The following is a 19,870-nucleotide window of genomic DNA, read 5'->3' on the forward strand; positions in this document are numbered from 1 at the left end:
GCTTCGTTCGCGGGAGCGACCGGCAATTTGAATCCCGTCGGAAGGCGGAAACATCTGCGGAATCGGTATGAGCAAAGTGGCACAACGAGGTTTTACCCTTCTCGAGATGATCGTGGTGCTAGTGATCATCGGTCTATTGATGGGGCTTGTGGGGCCGCGTCTGTTCAGTCAGGCGGACAAGGCCAAGGCGCAGACCGCCGATACCCAGGTAAAGATGCTCAAGGGGGCGTTGCTAACCATGCGCCTGGATATCGGTCGCCTTCCGAGCGAGCAGGAAGGGCTTGGACTGCTCAATGCTCCACCGGCCGATGAGCGCATCAAGGCATTTTGGAAAGGCCCCTACCTGGAGGGGGGCGTGCCGCTGGATCCGTGGAACCGCCCCTACGTTTACAGCGATAGATCAAGTACCGAGCAACCGTTCACTCTGTTCAGTCTGGGAGCAGATGGGCAGCCTGGTGGTGACGGGCTGGATGCCGATGTTGGCTACCTGCCGCAGCGCTGATCGGGTGCGAGGGTTTACCTTGCTTGAGCTGCTGGTCGTGCTCGCCGTGGTCGCGGCTATCGCTGCGGTCGTGCTGCCAGGGTTGGCAAACATGCAGTCGGCCTGGTCTCGTCGGGTGGCTCTGCAGGATATTCAGGAGCAACTTCAAAGCCTGGGCCTCCGAGTACGCAACGACGGGAGGGAGCTGACCATCGATGCAGATGGCGCGTCGCGCGCGGAGATGTTGCAGGTGCCTACCGGTTGGTTGATCGTCGCGGAACCTCCCGTGCGCTATCTGGCCAATGGGGTCTGTCTCGGCGGCAGTTTGCGGATCATTCACGATGGCCTGCCACGTGATGTCCGGTTGGACCCGCCATTCTGCGCTCCGCAAGGGCTTCCATGAGAGCTTCGCACCAGGCGGGATTCACACTTCTTGAGGCCGTCGTGGCGATGACATTGCTGGCTGTAGTGGGCGGCGCGTTGCTGGCATGGCTCAACTCCGGTTTCAGAAGCTTGCAGCGAGTCGAGGCCGCCGAGGAACGGATTGAGGCTGCCCAGGTTGCAATGGCGTACCTGGAAACGCTGAATCCGATGCAAGACCCCAATGGAGAAGTTCGGTTGGGGCACTACCTGCTGAGTTGGCAAAGTTCGCCTCGTTCAACGCCCAAACCCGTAGTTAGTCGTCATGGTGCCCAGCCCGGCATCTACGATGCCCAGCTGTTTCGCGTCGAAACGCAAGTGCGAGCGCGGGACGAGCTTCTTTTCCGCTTTCGCCTTGAAAAGGTCGGCCATGTGCGGGTAGCCAGCCGTTCTGGAGACGGATGATGGAACGACGGGTCTGTAAACAGTCTGCGTTCACGCTACTTGAGGTGTTGGTGGTCCTCATGCTGGTCTCGCTCGTCAGCGCACTTCTCATGCAGGCGCTGACCTACATCGGCAAGGTCAATAGTACGTTTCACCTGCATGCGGGCAGCAAACGAGTGGAGACGCTTGCCCATGGCTGGTTCCTGGATGCCGTGCGGAACCTCGTCGCTCCTGAACAGGGGGATGTTGCGATGCGTTTACGTGGGGACGAGCTCAGTTTCGAAGCTGTCTCTCTGGGCACCGTGGACCGTCGACAGGGTATTCCCCAGCCGTTTGCGTTTCGTATCGAAGCGCGGGGCCAAGGGCGAGATGCGGAGCTGATATACGTGCGTCCGCTGTTGGACAGCCGTTGGTCAGTTTCGTCGCTGCCAGCGGATGCCCATTTTAGTTACCTGGATGCCAGGGGGGCGTGGCATCAAACATGGCCACCATCCTCAATGAACGTAGACCAGCTACCTGAGGCCATCGTGCTCGAAGCATTAGAGGACAATCTCTACGTCCTGGCCGTTTTACAGCTACCTAAAGTCAGGCCGTCGGTACATGAGCACTGAACAACATCGCAGTCGTGGTTTCGTGCTGGTCGGCGTGGTCTGGTTCCTGGCCGTCATGACTTTACTGGCAGCAGCAGCCGTGCTCTGGGTCGAGCGCTCCGTGAACGTTATGGAGAACCGGCGTGCGGCCATGTTGAGGGAGATCGAGGAAAGTACATTGTTGGCGCGCGTGCAGTGGCTGATCGCGACACAGGGGTACACCATCGCTGGGCTGACGATTCCGAGTGACGGGGTAGCCCAGGCTCCGCAGCTGGATTCGTCGGTCATGCCGGTGGGCGGTGAGCTGCCTTTGGATGGCCGTCCACTTTGCATGGCAAACGGCTGGTGCCTGGGGCTGACGGATGATGCAGCACGGCTCAGCCTCTCAGCTGTGGATCCTCGTCTTTTAGGTAACCTGCTGCTCGGCCTGGGCGTAACGCCGGAAGAGGTACCGGCCATGTTGGCGCAGTGGTCCGACTACCTCATGCCAGAGGGGGCTCCGCGCCTGGGTAGCGCCGGTGGTCGCGCCACCTGGAGGGGCGGCAGCCAAGACTCGCGTCGCACTCCACGTTCGGTGTTGGAGGTTTTCCTTCTCGATCGCTGGCAGCCCTGGGAGGAGCACTTGCTGAATGCCGACTGGACCGAGTTGGTGACGACCAGCGCTACGCCGTTGAACATCAATACTGCAGATCCTCGTGTCTTGAATCTGGCCTGGGGCTTGCCGGTGGAGCAAGTAAGTCGACTAGTGGCGGCTCGCGAGCAGCAGTCACTCGCACGGTCCACCGATTTGCGTGCCCTGTTGGGTGCACACGCAAACCTTGTTCCCGACGATGGCTGGACCCGCCTCGCTAGCTCCACGCTGTCGATCCGTTTGCATCCCACTGGAGTGGAGCGAGCGACGGAGTACGAAGTCAGCTTCAGCTCCGACCATCGAATGCTGCCACCTTGGCAGCTCCAACTGAAAAGGTCCGTGAAGCGAAATGAAGCTGACTCGATCCATGCGTCTGGAGACGTTCCCGGAATTCTCTCCGCCCCGCTTATGGCAGGCCCGTGGTGAGGACGGGCAAGTCGCGCTGAAGTGGACGCGTCGTAGTGTAGGCGTGTTTAGTGGCTGGCCGGTGCAATGGGTCATTGATCGCTCCCTGTGCATCTTCCATTGCTTGGACCTTGAACATGTTCCTCGATCCGATCGTCCCCGGGCGCTGGCGTTGAAGCTCTTATCAGTCTCTCCATTCCGCCATGCCGGACATTATGTGGTCTGGCGAGGCGGGCGAGCGATGGTGTGGTCGTGGGATGAGCGCGAACGTGAGGAAGCGGCTGCGACCCTGAGCGATGCGCCGAAGCGTTATCGCTGCATTCCTGAACCGTTGCTCCAGGCGCTACCCAAGTCCGAGGGGGCGACGGTACGTATGGTGCGACTCGGATCGGGAGTGGATCTGCAGGTGTGGCAAGGAAATACCTTGGTCATGAGTCATTGTTTTCCCATGTTGCCTGACCCCGAGAAGTACCTCCCACTGCTGCGAGGATTGACAGGAGTAGAGGTGTCTTTTGCTGTCGAGGCTACTTGTATCTCTTCGCTCAATCGCCCATGGGCCAATTCCGCAGTCGTCGGTGCTTCATCTCACTGGGAACGGTGGCTTCCGCATGTATTGGCGGCTTCCTTGGCGCTGGGGGGAGGACTGAACATGGGAATCGGATTTTCCTGGTGGTGGGCAGGGCGCGCCTTGCAGGCCCAGTACGATGAGTTGAGCCGTCAGGTCGAGCCTGTGTTAATAGCTCGCAGTACAGCGCTCAGGGCCAATGAAACAAGTGTCAATCTGGTTCAAGCCTCGCGGGCCACGTCACAAAGCAAATTGCTCAGTCAGGTTGCCGCACTGTTGGACCGCGATAGCCGCTTGCTCGCTTGGCGCTTTGGAGGGCAAGAGCTGGAGCTCCAACTGGACACCCGCAAGGTTGATCCTCGCTTCTATGTCAATCGCTTCATGGAGGCCGGAAACTTCGAGAATGTGCGAGTGGAGCCTGTGCCGCGTGATGGGGGAGTAATACTGAGCCTGAGCTTGTCGCACACAGGAGGTGAAGGATGATGTTGAACAACCGGATTCCCTTCCGCGCTCACTGGAATCAGCTCCGACGGCAGTATCAGGAAAGTCTCCCCCTGCGAATGTCGCTTTGGTTGGCAGTAATGCTGTTAGTCGTGCATCTGATTCTGCTTTGCCAGGATTGGCGTGTCGAACGTGAGGACCACTATCGGAGGTTGGCTAAGGATTGGCTCAAGCTGCAAGCGATTTCCCGTCAGACGTCGTGGCCGGAACGTTCGAAGCAGGCGGATGATGTCTTGCTTCGCGTGCGCGAGCGATTCTGGTTGTCCACCAATGCATCTCAGGCGCGCGCGGATGTTCAGGCCTGGTTGGACGATCAGGTCACGATGGCTGGCGTGGATGACGCGAAGATTACTGTTCTGGCACCTACGGGATTTGATCGCGAGGACTCCGTAGCACGGATCGAGGCTCAGGTTCGGGGTGTGTTTCACCCCGAATCGTTCAGCCGGCTGCTACATGCGATCGAGGGAGAGCCACGGCAAATCGTGGTGGACTACCTCGAGCTTAATAACCAGATATCTCCTGCGATTAACCTCCAACTCTCTTTTCTGTTCCTTCAGCCGTCCCAGGCTGCGCTATAGCGGCGCATGGTCCAAATGAGTGGGAAAGGTTGGGACGTTTCCTACCACTAACTCGGCGTTTAGCGGTGGCCGCAAATGCGAGACTTCTTCGCCTTTGCGCCCGCATCCCATTGCCCGACTCGCGTGACATTCATGGACCCCCAATCAACCCTGCGCTGGTACCTGCTGTTCCCCGCACTCACTGTTTCTTTCGGATGGTTGATCGCACCTGATACGGAGCCCCCCAGTGCGAGCATCTCGAACCAGGATGACTGGGTGCCTGTGAGCCTCCAACCTCATTCTGTCGATCCGGCTGGGGCCAAGCAATTGTCCGAGATGCAGTGGTGGGGGGGCGAGCGTTCGTCACCGGAAACTCGCGACAAAGAAAAGCGGGTTTCGACAGGAGAAGACGGCGTTGCCAGGGTTGAAGTTGCCTGGCGTTTTCACGGCATCGTCCGGGATCACCAAGGGACCTTCGCACTGATTTCAAAGGGCGCTACTACGCCGCCTCTGCGATTTTCCCGGGGCGCCATCTTGCCGGGAGGTGAGCGTCTGGAGCTGATCTCGACGCAAGGTATTCGATTCTCTCTCGCCGAAGACGGCGAGATTCAAGGTTTTGACAGGGAACTCTATGCACCACAGCAATAACCCGACCGAGCGATTCTCGTGCGGTCCATTGTTCATCGCAACATGCCTGGCTCTATCAGCGGGTTGCAGCACCACTCCCATGCAGATTCCTCACCCCTTGCTGGAGGTTGATAGTGCTCGTGGCGATGAGGAGCCAGGCGCCATCGCCACTACCGAGAGCGATGATAAACAGGTCGCGCCAGCTCAATTGGAGACCCATTTCAGCCGGACGCCCAGCGGTTTAGCGGTGGAGCGCGTGGGCATCGTAGATCGTGGTGACAAGGTTGTGCTTGATGACAAGACCGCCGATATCCGGCTCAACATTGAGGATATCCAGTTGCCGGCATTCATAAACGAGGTGTTCGGCAATATCCTCGAATTGCCATTCGAGATCGAAAGCGCCCTGAAGGGCAAGGTTGATCGGGTCACGGTCCGGCTGGAGCAACCCCAAACCCCGCAGATGGTCTATGAAGTGGCTAGGCAGATCCTGGCTAACTATGGCGTCGAGATCGTTCGGCAGGGCGATGTGTTTCGATTCCAGATTAAACAGGTTGGGTTGAGTCCCGACGAACCACCGATCCTGATTAGCGGGGATGCCCGGCCGGAGGTGCCCATCGCATATCGACCCGTGTTCCAGTTCATGCCCCTGAAAAATGTCGATACGCGGGACGTCATTCCCTGGCTCAACAGTGCCTATGAAAAGTCTGGGCTCAGTGTGTCGGCTGACGCGGCGCGAAGCGGATTGATGCTGAAGGGCATGTCGTCCATCGTTCGGCAGGCCTCTGAAGCGGTTCGCCTGCTCGATCAGCCCTTCATGCGTGGTCGTCATAGCCTGAGGGTTGATCCGGCGTTCGTAACTGCTGCTGACATGGCTGAGCAACTCAAGACTCTGATTTCGGCTCAGGGTTACAGCGTGAGTATTGGTCAAGCCTCCGGCACCATTGTCCTTGTGCCGCTGGACAGCTCCAACGGTCTCATCGTTTTTGCCAATGACGAGAGCCTTCTTGGTCTGGTGCGTGAGTGGGCGCAGCAGGTGGATCGAGTTCCCGTTGCCGCGGCGGTCGTAGGGCAGGGCGAAGGAAGCGAAAAAGAAGGGTTGTTCTATTACGAAGCACGCAATACACGGGTCACGGAGCTCGCCCGATCGCTGAGGTCGCTGATATCTGGGCTTGCTGGGGAGGGGGCCTACGGCATCACGTCCGGACTGAGAAACAGTGCTTCAGCGCGCGCGGGGATGGCCACCGGCGGCCGGAAACCAAGCGAGGAAGGAGCTAAGGCTCCCGTTTCTCCCTTGCTGCAGGCTGCCGGAGCTGCCGCTCTTATGGGGGGAGGGCAGGACCGCTTGCTGGGCAGTCTGGCGTCGGACATCACCGGCAGTGGGACGATAGTGGAGGACGAGAACCGAAACGCCATACTGTTCCGGGGCTCAGCCAGGACTTGGCAGCAGATGCAGGGGCTTATCCGTCAGATGGACAAGCCTGCGCGTCAGGTACTCATCGAAGTCACGATCGCGAGCGTGAATCTCAGTGATGCAAAGTCCTTGGGGATGGAGTGGAAGATCCTGAACGGAGACTTCAGCAATGCCAAGCTGAGCGGCACCATGGGGGGCGGGGGATTCAACTACGTGGTCAACACTGCAGGGGGCAATATGGCGACCATTTCCGCCATGGCCAAGGATCAGCGTGTCCGGGTGCTAGCTACCCCGCGCATATTGGTCAAGAGTGGTGAACAGGCCAATATAAACGTGGGTAGCGATATTCCTGTGCCCACTGCACAGATCAACGATGATAGTACGACCGGCGGAACCACCAACTTACGCAACGAGATCGCTTATCGCTCCACGGGTACCATTCTGAACGTCGCACCGGTGGTCTATTCCAACAATCGAGTCGATCTCACCGTGAGCCAGGAGCTGAGCGACAGTGGTGGAAGTGGCGGCGAGGGGAAAGGGAGCAGCCTAGCGGCCCCGACTATTACTCGGACTTCCCTGGAAACGGCCTTGACCCTGAAGAGCGGTGGTTCCGTGCTGATGGGTGGATTGATCCGGGACAACGTCACGGACGCCAGTACCGGCGTGCCTTTACTTAAGGATATACCTTGGTTGGGAGCGCTCTTCGGTAACCAGGAGGTCGTCAAAAGCCGCGAAGAGGTCATCCTGCTGATCCAGCCATATGTGCTGGAAAGCGACGAAGACGCTAAGGAAGTCACCGCCAAGCTGCGCGCAATGCTAGATCGATCGCTTGCATGCTCCGGAAGGGCAGGACAGTGCGGGTTGGACTGACGACCCTTTAGCATGGCGGACACGCCGCTCCGTTGGATATCAGATTTCGCAAGTCTTATTAGGCTCGGTGCGAAAAGTGGCTGCGGGCTTCGCGCGTGGTGCTGCGTTAAAATCGGTAGTGGTCAATCCATCCGGGACAGTGGGTTAAGTTTTTCTTCGGCCACTGCAGGTGACAACCCGTTGTTGAATTGATGCGGCCTGATCCGGTTGTAGCGGTGCATCAGGTAATGACTGATGTCCCGCTGGGCCTCCCGACCAGTCAGGTAACCAGTCGCTGGCGTCCACTCCGACTTCAGGCTGCGGAGCAAGCACTTCTCTCAATCTGGAGCCGGATGCGAAGGAGCTGAGGCCGTGAGAGACCAGGTCACTGTTAGTACGGATTGATGTTCCGGTAACGGATCAAGACGTCAGTTGCTCGAGCCGATCAGTCTCGACCTGTGCATGGGCCTCGTTATTCCGAATGCGGCGCTTCCTGACCTGCCAGTCTTCGCTTTTGCCATCACGGCAATTCATGGGTTCGCGGTGAAGAACGAGCAACGTAGCCCCGGTTTGTTTTCGATTCTGTAGCACATTGCCATTGCATTGACATCAAGGCTAATCTTCGCCCTCAGAATTCGATACATCAGAAACTCCCACATATCATCACGTCAGAGCCCGCCACAGATGGTAAGAAAACAACCAGGGATGAACGTCGTACGTAGCCATGCTTCGCGGCTTGTTCTGGTAGCCGCTGCCGGTACTATGCTGGCCGGCTGCGCCAGCACGGGAGTGAACAACACCTCGGGCCGGAAAACGGTCTACGAAGATGTCCGAAGCAGCAGTACCGTCGTCCAAGGCGTTGGCATCGAGTCGCAGGATATCGTCGGCGTGACGGACAAGATGATGCGGGACATGCTGGCCACTCCGGTCCTGGCCGGCCGCAACCCGCCGCCACGCATCATCATCGACTCCGAGTACTTCACCAACGAAAGTTCTTCGCGCATCAACAAGAACTCCATCACCGATCGTCTGCGCATCGAACTGCAGCGTGCCGCTCAAGGTCGCATGGTCTTCGTCGGCCGCCAGTACGCAGCAATGGTCGAGAACGAGCGCGAACTCAAGCGCGCCGGTGTGACCGATGGCGGCACCATCCGCAAAACCCAGGGTACGGCGGGCGCGGACTTCCGTCTGGTGGGGCGGATCACTTCCCTGGACGCGGTCGATACCGCTACCAGCACCACCTCGCGCTATCAGCAGATCACTTTCGAAATGATCGATCTCGAATATGGCACCGTCGTCTGGGGCGGCATCTACGAGTTCAAGAAAACCGCGCAAGACGATGTGATTTACCGCTAAGGAAAAGTCCCGCCAGAGGATGGGTGCCATGCGCGTACTGCTAGCTCCGCTGCTGCTCCTGGCGTCGGCGGTCATTGCCGCTCCGGCGCCACCAGCGCTCACCGCGGCCTTGGAAAAGGTCGAAACCGACGCTCCCGCCAACCAGGTCCTGAACCAGCTGCAGGCGGCAACGCTGGCGCTCGACCTCGGACGTGATGACGACGCAGGTCGACTATTCGATGAAGCCCTCACGGGCGTCACCGCCGTCTATGCGGACTCGCCGCAAGCCGCCGCCGCCCGTGGCCTGTGGCGCAACGAGGGGAGCAAGGACTACAAGGGCGAGCCTTATGAGCGCGCCATGGCGTTCTATTACCGCGGCCTGCTCGACATGCAGGCCGGGGATTACGAGAACGCCAGAGCCAGTTTCAAGAGCGGCCTGTTGCAGGACGCGTTTGCTGAAGAGGCGCAGAATCGTGCCGACTTCGCACTGTTGCTGTTTCTCGAGGCCTGGTCTTCGCAGGTGCTCGGCGCCACTTCGCTGGCCGAGGAGCGCTATGCCGAACTGGCGTCGCTAAGGCCAGAAATTCCACGTCCCGGGGCCGACCATAGGCTGCTCATCATCGCCGAGACCGGAAAGGCGCCACGCAAGCTGCAGGATGGCGTGGGCGGCAACCTGCTGGTGTATCGCCGTGGAAAGCGCTTCACCGAGCAAGGGGCTCAGATCCGGATCAACGGGCAGGTCGTGCGCATGAGCCCAGCCGAGGACATCTTCTGGCAGGCGTCGACCCGTGGCGGCAGGCCCATCGACGGCATCCTCGAAGGCAAGGTCCAGTTCAAGCAGGGCAGCGAACGGGTCGCTGCCAACACCGCCGGCGCCGTCGCCCAGATCGCGCCCCAACTTTCCGCCCAGAGCGGCAGCGCGGGCAGCGCAGCCGTCGGCGTTGCGCTGGTGGCCAGCGCGGCAGCCCTGGTCTCCACCAACATGAAGGGACGCGCCGATAACCGCTTCTGGAACAACCTGCCGGACAAGGTGCATGTCTATACCTTGCCCATGCCGGCGAACCCCGGCGAACTCACCTTCGAATTCCTAGATGCCTCGGGGACTGTAATTCCCGAGCTCACCCAGACCCGCCGCATCCAGGTCGACGACAAGGGGCGGGGCATCCTCTGGGTGCGCGCTCGCCGGGCGACGGACGTGGACAGCCGATAAGGAAGCATCAGCCAATGAACTCCAAACTGACTTGCCTGTTGGTCGGCGCCGCCCTGGCGCTGAGTGGCTGCAGTGCCGTCGACCCTAACGAGGGCGCCAGGCCTGGCGTTCGCGTGGCCGACGAGCGCGCGCCCAACGCCGGGATCAACCTCGACACCGTAGTCATTCTCGACAAGGCCCTGCAGGACCGCCGTTCCGGCAAGCTCGCCATCGAGAACAGTGGCGCCCGGCGCACTGCCACCGGCACCCTCGAAGTCTTCGCGGTGATTCGCAATCGTACTGACCATCCGCTGCAGATCGAGGCCAGGACGCAGTTCTTCGACGACCTACCGGTGCCCGTCGAGGGCCCGACGCAATGGCAGCGGGTCTACCTCGACCCGCAGTCGGTCGGTGCCTACCGGGAATTCTCGACCCGCGCCCAGGGCATTGCCCACTACTACATCGAAGTACGGGAGGGGCGCTGATGGGTAAGGGCCATTTCCCCCTGGCGGTGCTGACGGCCCTGCTCGCGGGCGGGCCATTGGCCCATGCCGAGGAACAGCCCTTCGACTCGTCCGTCCTGGAGAGTCGCCTGGAGCAGGCAACTCCGGCCGGACGAGTGCCCCCGCCGAGCAGCCAGCCAGGCGCAGCGGCCTTGCCCGACGAGCAGCCCTACATCACCGAAGCTGCCCCGCCAACGGAAGAAGCCTCTGGCGCCACCCTGGCCGAGTTCGACGCTGCCTACCGGCAGGCGCGCTCGCCACGGCTTGCGATCTACTTCAATCGCGAACTCAGCGACGAGATACGCGAGTGGATTCCTGTCCAGCGGCAACAGGTCACCCTGCAATCCACCCAGTCAGCAGCCGGCTACAGCCAGGACGCAGGTCAGTTCGCGGCGCATGGGACGGCTACCCTGCAGGTGGAGAGCACTGACGAGCTGCACCACGGCGCCAGCGGTAAGCGTGAAGACCCCAGCGAGGCCTGGAAATGGCGTTTCGAGGATGCCATCACCCGCCTGTTCCTGGAGGCGAACGTCAAGGTCGTGGATCGCTCGGTCATCCTGCGGCAGATGGCGCGGCAGAACCTCTCGGCCGACTCCACCAGCCTGAACGAGATATCTGCCCTCGACCGGTACGCCGACATCCTGGTGGAAACCAGCGTGACCCGCTCCGGCTCTGAGCCTGGCTACGACTTCCGCGCCACTGCGAAGGACATCCGGACCGGACGCATTCTCGGCACGGCCCTGGTCAATGGCTCGGACGTCGAAGGCGCGCGTAAATCTCGCTTCGTCGCCACCAACAAGGGTTACGAGCGGCAAGAGGAAAGCCCGGAGATGACCGTGGAAGGCATCTCGCGGGCGCTGACGCTGAAGCTCATGCGCTCCCTGTCGCAGCAGATAGGCAACAGATCCTGACGCGGCCGGCCGGTTAGGCCATGGACGCGAACACTTACAACGAACAAGGTAGAGACGCGATCGTGAAGCTCCTCACCACCGCCATTCTGGGTTGCGCAATGCTCACGGGCTGCGTTCACCGCCCGAGCACCGAAGAGATCATGGCCGAGTTGGCCCGCATCGAGGCGGAGACACCCCCCGATGTGCGCGCGATGATGGAGAGTTCCATGGCCGCACGGATAAAGCAGATCCAGCCGGGGCAAACGCTGCAGGGCCAGCTTTCCATCGCATCGGAGATTTACAGCTTCCAGGCGGAACCGGGCTCGCAGGTGACCGTTACGGTTCGTTCGGAAGTATCGGACACCTCGCTCTCCCTGCATCACGTGACCAAGGCGATGGTAGAAAAGCCGATCGCATTGGACCAGTCATATGGCCGGAGCTTCGACATTAATGGCCCCAACTCGGAAGTCGTGATCACCCTGCCGCCGGATGACGACAAGACCTACTTCATTCTTGTGCATTCGATGCCGAAGAATGGCGCGATGCCCCAGGCGGGAGGGGCATACTCCCTGAGCCTGGTATCCGGCGCAGCCCCTGCGCAGGACATCCTCCGCCTGCCGCAACCCATCCTGGGCAGCGGCGGGAAATACATGAGTCCTTTTACCGAAGACGATACTGTGGCGCCCTGGGTCGAGAAAGGGTTGACCGTATCCGCCGGTATGAGTACCGGCAGTGCCGTGGGCAACCTTGCGGCGGCGAGCCAGAACGGAGGCGCTGCCCTGGTTGGGGCTGGAGCCACCTTGGCAGCCCGGGAGTTGGCGTTACAGGCGGTGGGTGGGTGGGACTTCATCAAGGCAAACTCGGACCTCTCGTTCAACTCCGCCGCAGATCTCGCCCGTGACCTCCACTTTCGTCACGCCGGGCATCCCCAGTACAAAGACGTGCTGACCGCCGTCTACCCCATCTACCCGGAGGTTCAGGGAGAAATCCAGCTTCTGGAGCGGGACCAGGCTGCGGAAGCGGCTACTGCCGCGATGTGGTCGAAGGGTCAGTGAGTAAGTCCAGCGAATAGCCGCCCGCTTCACTCACGCGGCCTTCAACGTTCATGGACAGAACTGCATTCGCTAAAACCGGCTGGGCTGCATTCTGCGAGGATGAAGCGGTGGTTGGTCGGCGCGTTCATATCGGCGAGTACAACACCCAAAAGAAAACGGGCCCTGCTGGGCCCGTTCTTCATTTGAACAGGAGTTACCTTGGCGTGTGAGTGAAAGGGCGGTTCCTACTGGCCGCTCATGCCGACTGCACCATTCCCGCACCCACTCCAGTCCCTGCCTCCGCATCAATCGCTTCCATGCTCAGATGCGCCGTCTCCCGTAGCAGGAACGAACACAGCGCCACCAGGGCCAACGCCGCTGCGCCGTACGCCGCCACACCAAAGGGGCTGCCGGTGGTGATCAGGATGGCGGTGGCCAGGCTGGAGGCGGTACCGCCGCCGAAGGCTGCACCGATCTGGTAGGCGGCGGACATGCCGGAGTAGCGCATGTCGCGGGGGAATTGTTCGGCGAGGAAGGCCGGGATCGGGCCCTGGGTTGCGCCCATCAGTGCACCGACCACGATGTACGCCATGCAGGCGATGGGCAGGCTGTGGCGACCCACCAGGGCGAAGAAGGCGAAGAAGCCGGCGGCCATCAGGGCGGCGCCGAGGATCATCACAGTGCGGCGGCCGATTCGGTCGGAGAGGCTGGCGAATAGCGGTGCGCTGATGACGATGGCCACCGACAGGCAAACGTCGAACAGCAAGGCTTCGGTGCTGCCGTAGCCCAGTTGCGTGGCGTAGGCGAGGAAGAAGGTGCTGCCTATGTAGGCGATGGTCACGTAGCCGAAGGCGATGCCGGTGCACAGCAACATTTCCCGGGGGCGCGAGCGCAGGGCGGCGACCAGGGGCAGGCGGGGGCTTTCGTTGCGTTGCAGCGGCTTGCTGGCGGGGTTGGACAGGCGTGCGTACAGGCCGATCAGTACCAGGATACCGCCGAGCCAGAAGGGGATGCGCCAGGCGAAGTCGGCCAGGTTGTCAGCGTATGCGGTGCTGACGATGGCGAACACCGCAGAACCCAGGATGCCGCCGATGCCGATGCCCATGCTGGTGAAGCTGCCCCACAGGCCGCGCTTGCCGCGGGGTGCAGACTCGATGCCGAACAGCGCCGCGCCGCCCCACTCGCCGCCCGCGGCAAAACCTTGCACAAGGCGCAGCAGTACCAGCAGCACGGGCGCCGCGGCACCGATGCTCTCGTGGGAGGGCAGGCAGCCGATGGCCAGGGTGGAAAAGCCCATCAGCAGCAGGGTGATCACCAGGGCTTTCTGGCGGCCGGCCTTGTCGCCGAGGTGGCCGAACACCATGCCGCCCAGGGGACGGGCGAAGAAGCCGGCACCGAAGGCGCCGAACGCCACCAGCGTTGCGGTGAGCGGGTCCAGGTCGGGGAAGAACACCTGTGGAAAGACCAGGGCGGCGGCGATGCCGTAGATGACGAAGTCGTAGAACTCCAGGGCGGTGCCCATGCCCGAGACGAAGAACGTCCGGAGCGCCGATTGCGAACCCGATGCCGGGGAAGGTTGATTGGCCATGTGCCTTTGCTCGTCTTGTCGTTGTTGGAGGGAGCTGTTGGCGGCCGGTGGCGCCGGCCGCCGATCAGGGTCAGAAACGCACGCTGCCCGAGCGGGCCAGTACCACTGGGTTGCCAGCGGCGTATTCCAGCTCGAACTGCTCGGTGTCGATGCCGATGGTGAGCAGGGTTTCCCAGCGCTCCTTGGGCGCCAGGGCCAGGTCCGGGTGGAAGCAGATCGGCGCCTGCTCGCCCAGGTCGCCGCACATGGCACTGGCGCGGGAGGCCAGGGTTCTGCCGGACATGGCGTCCAGATTGCCGTTCACGTGGTCCAGGCGGGCGTAGGTGGTGGACACGTCCAGGGTGCGTTCGCCAGGAACCAGCTCCGGGGCGAGGAAGTGGTTGGTGTGGGTGATCCAGCCGTCCTCGCGAGGGAGTACCACGGCGGTGGCTTCGCGGGAGAGTTCGATGCTCGCTGCGCGGGGCGATGCATCGTGGCGCGAGAACACCGTCAGCACGGTGGACGCGCTGACCCGCGCCGAGCGGGCGAGGGCAATGGCTTCGTCCACGCTGCGGGCTTCTTCCAGCAGGCGCCGGGCGATGGCGTGCACCGGCACGCCGGCGCTGTCGTTGTCGCTGCGGTGGTGGAGGATGTTGAAGTGCAGGCCGAGGCCTGCGCTGTTCACGCCGATCTTGCCGAGCATGCCGAACTCGGTGAACAGCTTGACACCAAGGCCGGTGCTGCCCGTGAGCTGCAGCATCAGGCCATTGGGCACCAGGGCGTCGTGCCAGTCCCAGGTCTGGATGGTGCGCGGGGCCTTGGCGCCGCGTGGGGCGAACACGGCGGTGGAGCATTCGCCTTCGGGCGGTGTCGGCATCACCGCGAGGATTTCGGTGCGGGCGTTCAGTGCCGCCAGTTGCCAGACCGGCAGCCCGGCACCTTCTGCGGTGGCCGCCACTTCCTGGGCCAGTGCCGGGCTCCAGGCTTCCAGGGCGCCGAGGCTGGCTTCGCCCAGCTGGCGGACCTGGGCAGGATCGACATCCACCTGGGAGAAGAAATCGAGGTAGAGCGATACCGTTTGCCGGATCTGCTCCGCCCACCGTTCACCGATCTGCCGGCCACGGATCTGTGGGTTCTGGGTGTCGGTGACGAAGGTATGGACTTTCACTGCAAGTTACCTGTTGAACGTTGGATTGTTTCGGGGCAGCACACCGGAGCGGTGCCCTGTGGCGGGAAGAAATAGGTCAGCGATTGCGGGTGAAGACATCGCGCCCGGCGAACCAGGTTTTCAACACCTGGGTATCGCGCAGGGCCTCGGGCTCGACCTGGAACACGTCGCGGTCCAGCAGGACCAGGTCGGCCTGTTTGCCCGGTTTCAGCGAGCCGATCCGGTCGTCGAGGCGAATGGCGCGGGCGGCGTTCAGGGTGTAGGCCTGGAACATCGTTTCCCGGTCGATTTCCTCGGCGGCGTTCAGCACGCCTTTCGGGCCCTTGCGGCTGACGGCCTGGTAGATGGCCTTCCACGGCTCGGGCGTGGTGATCGGCCAGTCGCTGGCGCCGGCGATGATGGCGCCGCGCTTCAGCAGCGAGCGGGCCGGGTACTGGTACTGGAAGGCCATGGCGCTGACATAGGGCTGGACCAGGTCGACGCTCAGCTCGTCGGCGCTGGCCCAGTAGAGCTGCATGGAGGCGATCACATCCAGCGGCTTGAAACGGGCGAACTCCTTCGGGTTGACCATCTGCAGGTGCGTGATGGAGTGGGGGATTCCACTGTTGCGGGTCTTGCGCGCCTGCTCGATGCCATTGAGGGACTCGCGCACGGCGCGGTCACCGATGGCGTGCACATGCACCAGCCAGCCACGGGCGTCGGCGGCATCCACCAGTTCGCCGAAATGCGCCGGGTCGATCAGCAGCTCACCGCTCTTGTTGGAGTTCTTGTAGGGCTCCAGCATCGCCGCGCTCTGCGCCGGGTGCTCCGCCACGCCATCGGCGAAGACCTTGATGCCGGGCAAGCTCAGGTTCGGCACGCCGTGGAATTGCTGGCGCACCTTATCGAGTTCGTCGAGGTCCTTGGGCGTGGCCTTGGAGTCGGCCATCAGCAGGGTGGCGACATGGGCGGTGAGCTCGCCGGACTCGGCCAGCGCCTTGTAGGTGGGCAGTACGCCAACCGAGCTGTTGTCTAGTGGCCCGCCGGGAATCTCGTTGGCCAGCGGGTCCATCCAGGCGGTAATCCCCAGGCTGTTGTAGTACTTCAGGGCGTCGCGGCCGCCGGCCAGCAGGTCGCGGTCGGAGGGCAGGGGGATCAGCTCCTGGGCGGCATACAGGCCTGCGTCAACCAGAAAACCGTTGGGCTGGCCGTCTTTGCTGTGACCGATGGTGGCCAGCGCTTCGCCCGTCAGGCGCTTCACCTTGGCGGCGTCGATACCCGCGCGCTTCAGCATGGCCTGGTTGGCCCAGCCGGTGTGGTAATCCCAGCCGGCGAAGAGGATTGGCGTATCGGTCCATTCGCCGTGGTTGAAGCGCTGCCCGAAGGCGTCGAGCTGGTCCCAGTAGCTGGAGGGCAGACCGCCGACTACCAGGAACTCGCCACGCTTGGCCTTGCCGTCTTCACGCCATTGGCGCAGGCGTTGCTCCAGCTCATCCAGCGGAATCTCCTCGCCATTGAGGTTGGCCTGGCGCATCTGCAGCCCACCCTTGATCACATGGGCGTGGGAGTCGATGAAGCCCGGCATCAGCACCTTGCCGCCGAGATCCAGCACTTGTGTCTCCGCCTGCTTGAGCTTCAGGACCTCGGCGTCGGAGCCGACGGCCAAGATCTTGCCGTTCTCGATGGCGACTGCCTGTTGCAGGGGGTGGCCCGGTTCGGCGGTGTAGACCTTGCCGTTGTGCAGGATGAGATCGGCGGCTGCCATAGTTTCCATGGAAGAAAAGGCGAGGGCGACGGAGAGTGCCAGGGAGACAATCGGCTTCATGGGTGGGTGGCCTTGATTCTTGTTGGTCTGTGGGCAAAGACTAACCAGTCGGCCAGCCTGGAATAACGCCGGGCTCGGCATAACTTCTTTTCTGAAGTGGAAATAAAAATGGACCGATTGACCGCGCTGGGCATGTTCGTGGCCGCCGCCGAACAGGGTAATTTCAGCCGCGCCGCCGAGCAGCTCGGCACTACGCCGTCCTCGTTGACCAAGGCCATCGCGCAACTGGAAGAGGGCCTTGGCGCCAAGCTGTTCGAGCGCACCACCCGTCGGATGTCACTCACCGAGGCTGGGCACATCTACCTGGAAGGCGCTCGTCAGGCGCTGATGCAGTTGCAGCTCGCTGGCGAGGGGGTCGAACAGTTGCAGCACGAACTGCGCGGCAGCCTGCGCATCACCGCGCCGCCGTCATTCGCCCCAGCCTTCCTCAATGCCGTCTGCTGCCGCTTCCTGCGCGAGCATCCTCACGTGCACCTGGAGGTGGACCTCTCTGACACCTACGTCGACCTGGTGGACGGTGGCTATGACCTGGCCTTGCGCGATGGTCCCACCGACCTGCCCGGCGTGATCGCCCAGCCGCTGGTGGAGAACCGCATCACCCTCTGCGCCAGCCCTGCCTACCTGGCGAGTCGGGGCGGGGAGGTGACCCTGGACAATTACCTACAGCACGACTGGCTGATCCTCCGGCATCCCTTGCTCAACCGGCATTTCTGGTGGGTGACCAAGGACGATCAGCGCATCCGCCTGAACCAGCCCGCGCCGCGTGTGTCGAGCGACAACTACGACTTCCTGCTCGCCTGCCTGCTGGACGGCCAGGGCCTGCAGTTCATCCCGCAGTGGAGCGCGACACCTTATCTGGCGCGAGGCGAACTGGTTGAGGTGATGCCCGAGTGCTGGCGCGAACCGAGCGGCTTCGGTCCGCAGATCTACGTGCTCTACCTCACCCACCGGCGCAACACGCGCAAGGTGAAGGTGTTCATCGAGTACCTGAAGGCGTACTGGCAGGAGCACGGCGCCAGCGCGTGAAAGGCACCGGGCGCGTTTGTCGGACGCCACCGTCGGCCGTGGCTGCTGGCAGGCCCGCCTCCCTGAAATGTCCGGCAGGAAACCCCTGCCGCGATCCACCCCGTGCGCTCACAAGGGGGACGCGGATCAAAGGGCTTACTTGGCGAACAGCTGGCCGATGTCCTTGAAGGCCTTGAACTCCAGGGCGTTTCCGCACGGGTCGAAGAGGAACATGGTGGCCTGCTCGCCGACTTGGCCCTTGAAGCGGATGTGGGGTTCGATCACGAACCGGGTGCCGAGTGACGCCAGGCGCGCGGCCAGGGCTTCCCACTGGGGCCATTCCAGCACCACGCCGAAATGCGGCACGGGCACATCGTGGCCGTCTACCGCGTTGGTGTGGGCGTGGCACTGCGAGTCGGTCTTGGGATGTTCGTGAATCACCAACTGGTGACCGAAGAAGTTGAAGTCCACCCACTGGGTGCTGGAACGGCCTTCCTCCAGGCCGAACACTTCGCCGTAGAAGGCACGGGCGGCGGGGAGGTCGTAAACGGGAATCGCCAGGTGGAAGGGGGAGAGGCTCATCGAAGTCTCCGAGCGGTTGCCTGTAATTGGAGGCTTCAATGTTCGATTCGAACCCTTCGGGGCGAAAGCGAATATGCGCATCGCTCAGCCCAAAGGATCTTTATGCTTGGTGTCGCCGTCAATTTCGCTGGGCGAAGCGGACGCTCAGCTCCTCCATGTAACCGAGCGCTGACTGCTGCAGCACCCTGCGGAACAGGTCGACCTGTGGCAGTGCCTTGTTGCCGTAGCGGCACACCAGCACAATCTCCCGCGTGAACGCCCACTCACCCAGGGCACGTACCTGAACCGTGGATGCGCTCCGCAACCAGACCCCGGCAAAGGGAATGATGGCCACGCCCAGGCCGGTTTCCACCATGCGCACGATGGCGTCCAGGTCATCCAGCTCCATGACCTGGTCCACGTGCAGCTTGCGGTCCTTGAGGAACTTGCCCACCAGCCGCCCGCCGAACGACTTGCTGTCGTAACGGATGAAGGGGTGGCACTCGAGCATTTCGGCGATGCTGTCGAAGCGCGTTCCCGGCGGGTGGATCAGTACGAAGGGCTCCTCCAGCACTCGCTCCATATGGATTTCCTTGGCGAGCGGGAAGGGCGGCTCGATGATCAGCGCCAGGTCCAGGTCACCGGCCTCCACCTGGCCCACGAGGTCCAGCGAAACGCCGGGAATCAGCCGGGCTTCCAGCAGCGGCGCGGCCTCTTTGAGGCGCTTGAGGGTTTCCGGCAATACACCGGTCTGCACCGTACCGATGGCGCCTATGTTCAGGCTGCCACGATAGCCCTCCAGGGTTTCCGGCAGGCACATGCGGGCGTACAGCGCCAGCATCTCTTCCGCCATCGGCAGAACTCGCAGCCCGTTGGCATTGAGGGTGACCGACTTGGCCGTGCGGTCGAATAGCGGCATACCGAGTGCATCTTCCAGGCTCTTCATCTGCGCGCTGACCGCGGCCTGGGTCAGGCTGACCTGGCGGGCGGCAGCGGAGAAACTACCAAGCCTGGCCACTGCCACGAATGTCCTGAGTTCTCTGATCACGTTCGCGCTACCCGTCCTGGAAATGCTGCCGCCATGCTACTGGAGTCGCCCCGGCGATGGTGGACCGATGGCACGTGGATCGTTGGGTTTCGCTGCGCTCTACGCCAACCTACGGGTCTGTAGGATGGGTTGAGGCACGAAACCCATCGGGCGGAGTGGCAGGGGGCACGGACCGTTGGGTTTCGCTGCGCTCTACGCCAACCGACGGGTCTGTAGGATGGGTTGAGGCACGAAACCCATCAGGCGGAGTGGCAGGGCGCGCGGATGGTTGGGTTTCGCTGCGCTCTACGCCAACCTACGGGTCTGTAGGATGGGTTGGGGCACGAAACCCATCGGGCGGAGTGG

General features: G+C 62.2%; 20 protein-coding genes and 1 pseudogene. 15 read left to right on the forward strand and 6 right to left on the reverse strand.

Going from position 1 to position 19,870, the window contains the following annotated elements:
• Window positions 1-67: 67 nt before the first annotated feature.
• The 9 genes from gspG (at window position 68) to FFS60_RS11780 (ending at window position 7,442) form a co-directional block, all read left to right on the forward strand.
• Window positions 68-502 (forward strand): type II secretion system major pseudopilin GspG, encoded by a 435-nt coding sequence (gene gspG / locus FFS60_RS11740; RefSeq protein ID WP_028630963.1) that lies wholly within the window; start codon window positions 68-70, stop codon window positions 500-502.
• Window positions 471-884, forward strand: a complete 414-nt coding sequence (locus FFS60_RS11745; protein ID WP_137822077.1) for a prepilin-type N-terminal cleavage/methylation domain-containing protein — start codon at window positions 471-473, stop codon at window positions 882-884. Before gspG ends, FFS60_RS11745 begins: the two co-directional genes overlap by 32 nt.
• The gene (locus tag FFS60_RS11750; protein WP_028630961.1) at window positions 881-1,306 is read left to right on the forward strand and encodes a type II secretion system protein J; all 426 of its coding nucleotides are present in this window, start codon (window positions 881-883) and stop codon (window positions 1,304-1,306) included. The genes FFS60_RS11745 and FFS60_RS11750 overlap by 4 nt, the downstream gene beginning before the upstream one ends.
• Entirely contained in the window at window positions 1,306-1,896 is a 591-nt protein-coding gene (locus FFS60_RS11755) for a prepilin-type N-terminal cleavage/methylation domain-containing protein (protein ID WP_137822059.1), read from the forward strand. The genes FFS60_RS11750 and FFS60_RS11755 overlap by 1 nt, the downstream gene beginning before the upstream one ends.
• Complete coding sequence (locus tag FFS60_RS11760; protein WP_256658072.1) at window positions 1,886-2,932, forward strand: type II secretion system protein GspK; 1,047 nt, start codon at window positions 1,886-1,888, stop codon at window positions 2,930-2,932. The genes FFS60_RS11755 and FFS60_RS11760 overlap by 11 nt, the downstream gene beginning before the upstream one ends.
• Entirely contained in the window at window positions 2,874-3,959 is a 1,086-nt protein-coding gene (locus FFS60_RS11765; RefSeq protein WP_169338783.1) for a hypothetical protein, read from the forward strand. The genes FFS60_RS11760 and FFS60_RS11765 overlap by 59 nt, the downstream gene beginning before the upstream one ends.
• Window positions 3,956-4,555: a GspMb/PilO family protein gene (locus FFS60_RS11770; RefSeq protein ID WP_256658073.1), complete on the forward strand. Its 600-nt coding sequence runs from the start codon at window positions 3,956-3,958 to the stop codon at window positions 4,553-4,555. Before FFS60_RS11765 ends, FFS60_RS11770 begins: the two co-directional genes overlap by 4 nt.
• Before the next feature lie 75 nt (window positions 4,556-4,630).
• Window positions 4,631-5,182, forward strand: coding sequence for a hypothetical protein (locus FFS60_RS28675; protein ID WP_171016515.1), 552 nt, complete (start codon window positions 4,631-4,633; stop codon window positions 5,180-5,182).
• Window positions 5,166-7,442 (forward strand): type II secretion system protein GspD, encoded by a 2,277-nt coding sequence (locus tag FFS60_RS11780; RefSeq protein ID WP_137822060.1) that lies wholly within the window; start codon window positions 5,166-5,168, stop codon window positions 7,440-7,442. Before FFS60_RS28675 ends, FFS60_RS11780 begins: the two co-directional genes overlap by 17 nt.
• Before the next feature lie 122 nt (window positions 7,443-7,564).
• Here the strand turns inward: FFS60_RS11780 and FFS60_RS11785 are convergent.
• A pseudogene (locus tag FFS60_RS11785) lies at window positions 7,565-7,750 on the reverse strand (IS3 family transposase); the annotation flags it as partial.
• Window positions 7,751-8,126: 376 nt separating this feature from the next.
• On the opposite strand from FFS60_RS11785, the gene FFS60_RS11790 reads away from it, so the two are divergent.
• From FFS60_RS11790 to FFS60_RS11810, 5 genes are read left to right on the forward strand one after another with little or no spacing between them, the layout of a single operon-like run.
• The gene (locus FFS60_RS11790) at window positions 8,127-8,777 is read left to right on the forward strand and encodes a penicillin-binding protein activator LpoB (RefSeq protein WP_137822061.1); all 651 of its coding nucleotides are present in this window, start codon (window positions 8,127-8,129) and stop codon (window positions 8,775-8,777) included.
• Between the two features lie 28 nt (window positions 8,778-8,805).
• Window positions 8,806-9,966: a hypothetical protein gene (locus FFS60_RS11795; protein WP_137822062.1), complete on the forward strand. Its 1,161-nt coding sequence runs from the start codon at window positions 8,806-8,808 to the stop codon at window positions 9,964-9,966.
• A 14-nt stretch (window positions 9,967-9,980) separates the two neighbouring features.
• Window positions 9,981-10,430: a hypothetical protein gene (locus tag FFS60_RS11800; protein WP_028630953.1), complete on the forward strand. Its 450-nt coding sequence runs from the start codon at window positions 9,981-9,983 to the stop codon at window positions 10,428-10,430.
• Window positions 10,430-11,359 carry a hypothetical protein gene (locus FFS60_RS11805; RefSeq protein WP_137822063.1) on the forward strand — a complete coding sequence of 310 codons (930 nt, stop codon included), beginning with the start codon at window positions 10,430-10,432 and terminating at the stop codon, window positions 11,357-11,359. The genes FFS60_RS11800 and FFS60_RS11805 overlap by 1 nt, the downstream gene beginning before the upstream one ends.
• Window positions 11,360-11,379: 20 nt before the next feature.
• On the forward strand, window positions 11,380-12,393 hold the full coding sequence (locus FFS60_RS11810; protein WP_028630951.1) for a hypothetical protein: 1,014 nt from the start codon (window positions 11,380-11,382) through the stop codon (window positions 12,391-12,393).
• 235 nt (window positions 12,394-12,628) lie between these two features.
• Here FFS60_RS11810 and FFS60_RS11815 read toward each other — a convergent pair whose 3' ends face one another.
• The 3 genes from FFS60_RS11815 to FFS60_RS11825 all read right to left on the reverse strand — a co-directional run bounded on the left by FFS60_RS11815 (window position 12,629) and on the right by FFS60_RS11825 (window position 16,911).
• A complete protein-coding gene (locus FFS60_RS11815) occupies window positions 12,629-13,960 on the reverse strand; it encodes an MFS transporter (protein WP_137822064.1) in 1,332 nt (443 codons plus the stop codon).
• Between the two features lie 70 nt (window positions 13,961-14,030).
• Window positions 14,031-15,107, reverse strand: coding sequence for a C45 family peptidase (locus FFS60_RS11820; RefSeq protein ID WP_137822065.1), 1,077 nt, complete (start codon window positions 15,105-15,107; stop codon window positions 14,031-14,033).
• Between the two features lie 76 nt (window positions 15,108-15,183).
• Window positions 15,184-16,911, reverse strand: a complete 1,728-nt coding sequence (locus FFS60_RS11825) for an amidohydrolase (RefSeq protein ID WP_137822066.1) — start codon at window positions 16,909-16,911, stop codon at window positions 15,184-15,186.
• Between the two features lie 108 nt (window positions 16,912-17,019).
• Between FFS60_RS11825 and FFS60_RS11830 the strand changes: the two genes are divergently transcribed.
• On the forward strand, window positions 17,020-17,937 hold the full coding sequence (locus FFS60_RS11830) for a LysR family transcriptional regulator (protein ID WP_137822067.1): 918 nt from the start codon (window positions 17,020-17,022) through the stop codon (window positions 17,935-17,937).
• A 135-nt stretch (window positions 17,938-18,072) separates the two neighbouring features.
• Here FFS60_RS11830 and FFS60_RS11835 read toward each other — a convergent pair whose 3' ends face one another.
• Window positions 18,073-18,498: a VOC family protein gene (locus FFS60_RS11835; RefSeq protein WP_137822068.1), complete on the reverse strand. Its 426-nt coding sequence runs from the start codon at window positions 18,496-18,498 to the stop codon at window positions 18,073-18,075.
• A gap of 118 nt (window positions 18,499-18,616) precedes the next feature.
• Window positions 18,617-19,525, reverse strand: coding sequence for a LysR family transcriptional regulator (locus tag FFS60_RS11840; RefSeq protein ID WP_051246911.1), 909 nt, complete (start codon window positions 19,523-19,525; stop codon window positions 18,617-18,619).
• Between the last annotated feature and the right edge of the window lie 345 nt (window positions 19,526-19,870).

Source organism: Pseudomonas sp. D(2018) (assembly GCF_005502555.1).
GTDB classification, from domain to species: Bacteria; Pseudomonadota; Gammaproteobacteria; order Pseudomonadales; family Pseudomonadaceae; genus Metapseudomonas; species Metapseudomonas resinovorans.

What these genes read in the sequence shown, in the direction of transcription:
- FFS60_RS11770 (WP_256658073.1), top strand. Translation starts at nt 3,956, where the DNA reads ATGATGTTGAACAACCGGATTCCCTTCCGCGCTCACTGGAATCAGCTC.
- FFS60_RS11805 (WP_137822063.1), top strand. Translation starts at nt 10,430, where the DNA reads ATGGGTAAGGGCCATTTCCCCCTGGCGGTGCTGACGGCCCTGCTCGCG.
- FFS60_RS28675 (WP_171016515.1), top strand. Translation starts at nt 4,631, where the DNA reads ATGCGAGACTTCTTCGCCTTTGCGCCCGCATCCCATTGCCCGACTCGC.
- FFS60_RS11745 (WP_137822077.1), top strand. Translation starts at nt 471, where the DNA reads ATGCCGATGTTGGCTACCTGCCGCAGCGCTGATCGGGTGCGAGGGTTT.
- FFS60_RS11765 (WP_169338783.1), top strand. Translation starts at nt 2,874, where the DNA reads ATGCGTCTGGAGACGTTCCCGGAATTCTCTCCGCCCCGCTTATGGCAG.
- FFS60_RS11760 (WP_256658072.1), top strand. Translation starts at nt 1,886, where the DNA reads ATGAGCACTGAACAACATCGCAGTCGTGGTTTCGTGCTGGTCGGCGTG.
- FFS60_RS11800 (WP_028630953.1), top strand. Translation starts at nt 9,981, where the DNA reads ATGAACTCCAAACTGACTTGCCTGTTGGTCGGCGCCGCCCTGGCGCTG.
- FFS60_RS11750 (WP_028630961.1), top strand. Translation starts at nt 881, where the DNA reads ATGAGAGCTTCGCACCAGGCGGGATTCACACTTCTTGAGGCCGTCGTG.
- FFS60_RS11755 (WP_137822059.1), top strand. Translation starts at nt 1,306, where the DNA reads ATGGAACGACGGGTCTGTAAACAGTCTGCGTTCACGCTACTTGAGGTG.
- FFS60_RS11795 (WP_137822062.1), top strand. Translation starts at nt 8,806, where the DNA reads ATGCGCGTACTGCTAGCTCCGCTGCTGCTCCTGGCGTCGGCGGTCATT.
- FFS60_RS11815 (WP_137822064.1), bottom strand. Translation starts at nt 13,960, where the DNA reads ATGGCCAATCAACCTTCCCCGGCATCGGGTTCGCAATCGGCGCTCCGG.
- FFS60_RS11835 (WP_137822068.1), bottom strand. Translation starts at nt 18,498, where the DNA reads ATGAGCCTCTCCCCCTTCCACCTGGCGATTCCCGTTTACGACCTCCCC.
- FFS60_RS11780 (WP_137822060.1), top strand. Translation starts at nt 5,166, where the DNA reads ATGCACCACAGCAATAACCCGACCGAGCGATTCTCGTGCGGTCCATTG.
- FFS60_RS11825 (WP_137822066.1), bottom strand. Translation starts at nt 16,911, where the DNA reads ATGAAGCCGATTGTCTCCCTGGCACTCTCCGTCGCCCTCGCCTTTTCT.
- FFS60_RS11790 (WP_137822061.1), top strand. Translation starts at nt 8,127, where the DNA reads ATGAACGTCGTACGTAGCCATGCTTCGCGGCTTGTTCTGGTAGCCGCT.
- FFS60_RS11810 (WP_028630951.1), top strand. Translation starts at nt 11,380, where the DNA reads ATGGACGCGAACACTTACAACGAACAAGGTAGAGACGCGATCGTGAAG.
- gspG (WP_028630963.1), top strand. Translation starts at nt 68, where the DNA reads ATGAGCAAAGTGGCACAACGAGGTTTTACCCTTCTCGAGATGATCGTG.
- FFS60_RS11830 (WP_137822067.1), top strand. Translation starts at nt 17,020, where the DNA reads ATGGACCGATTGACCGCGCTGGGCATGTTCGTGGCCGCCGCCGAACAG.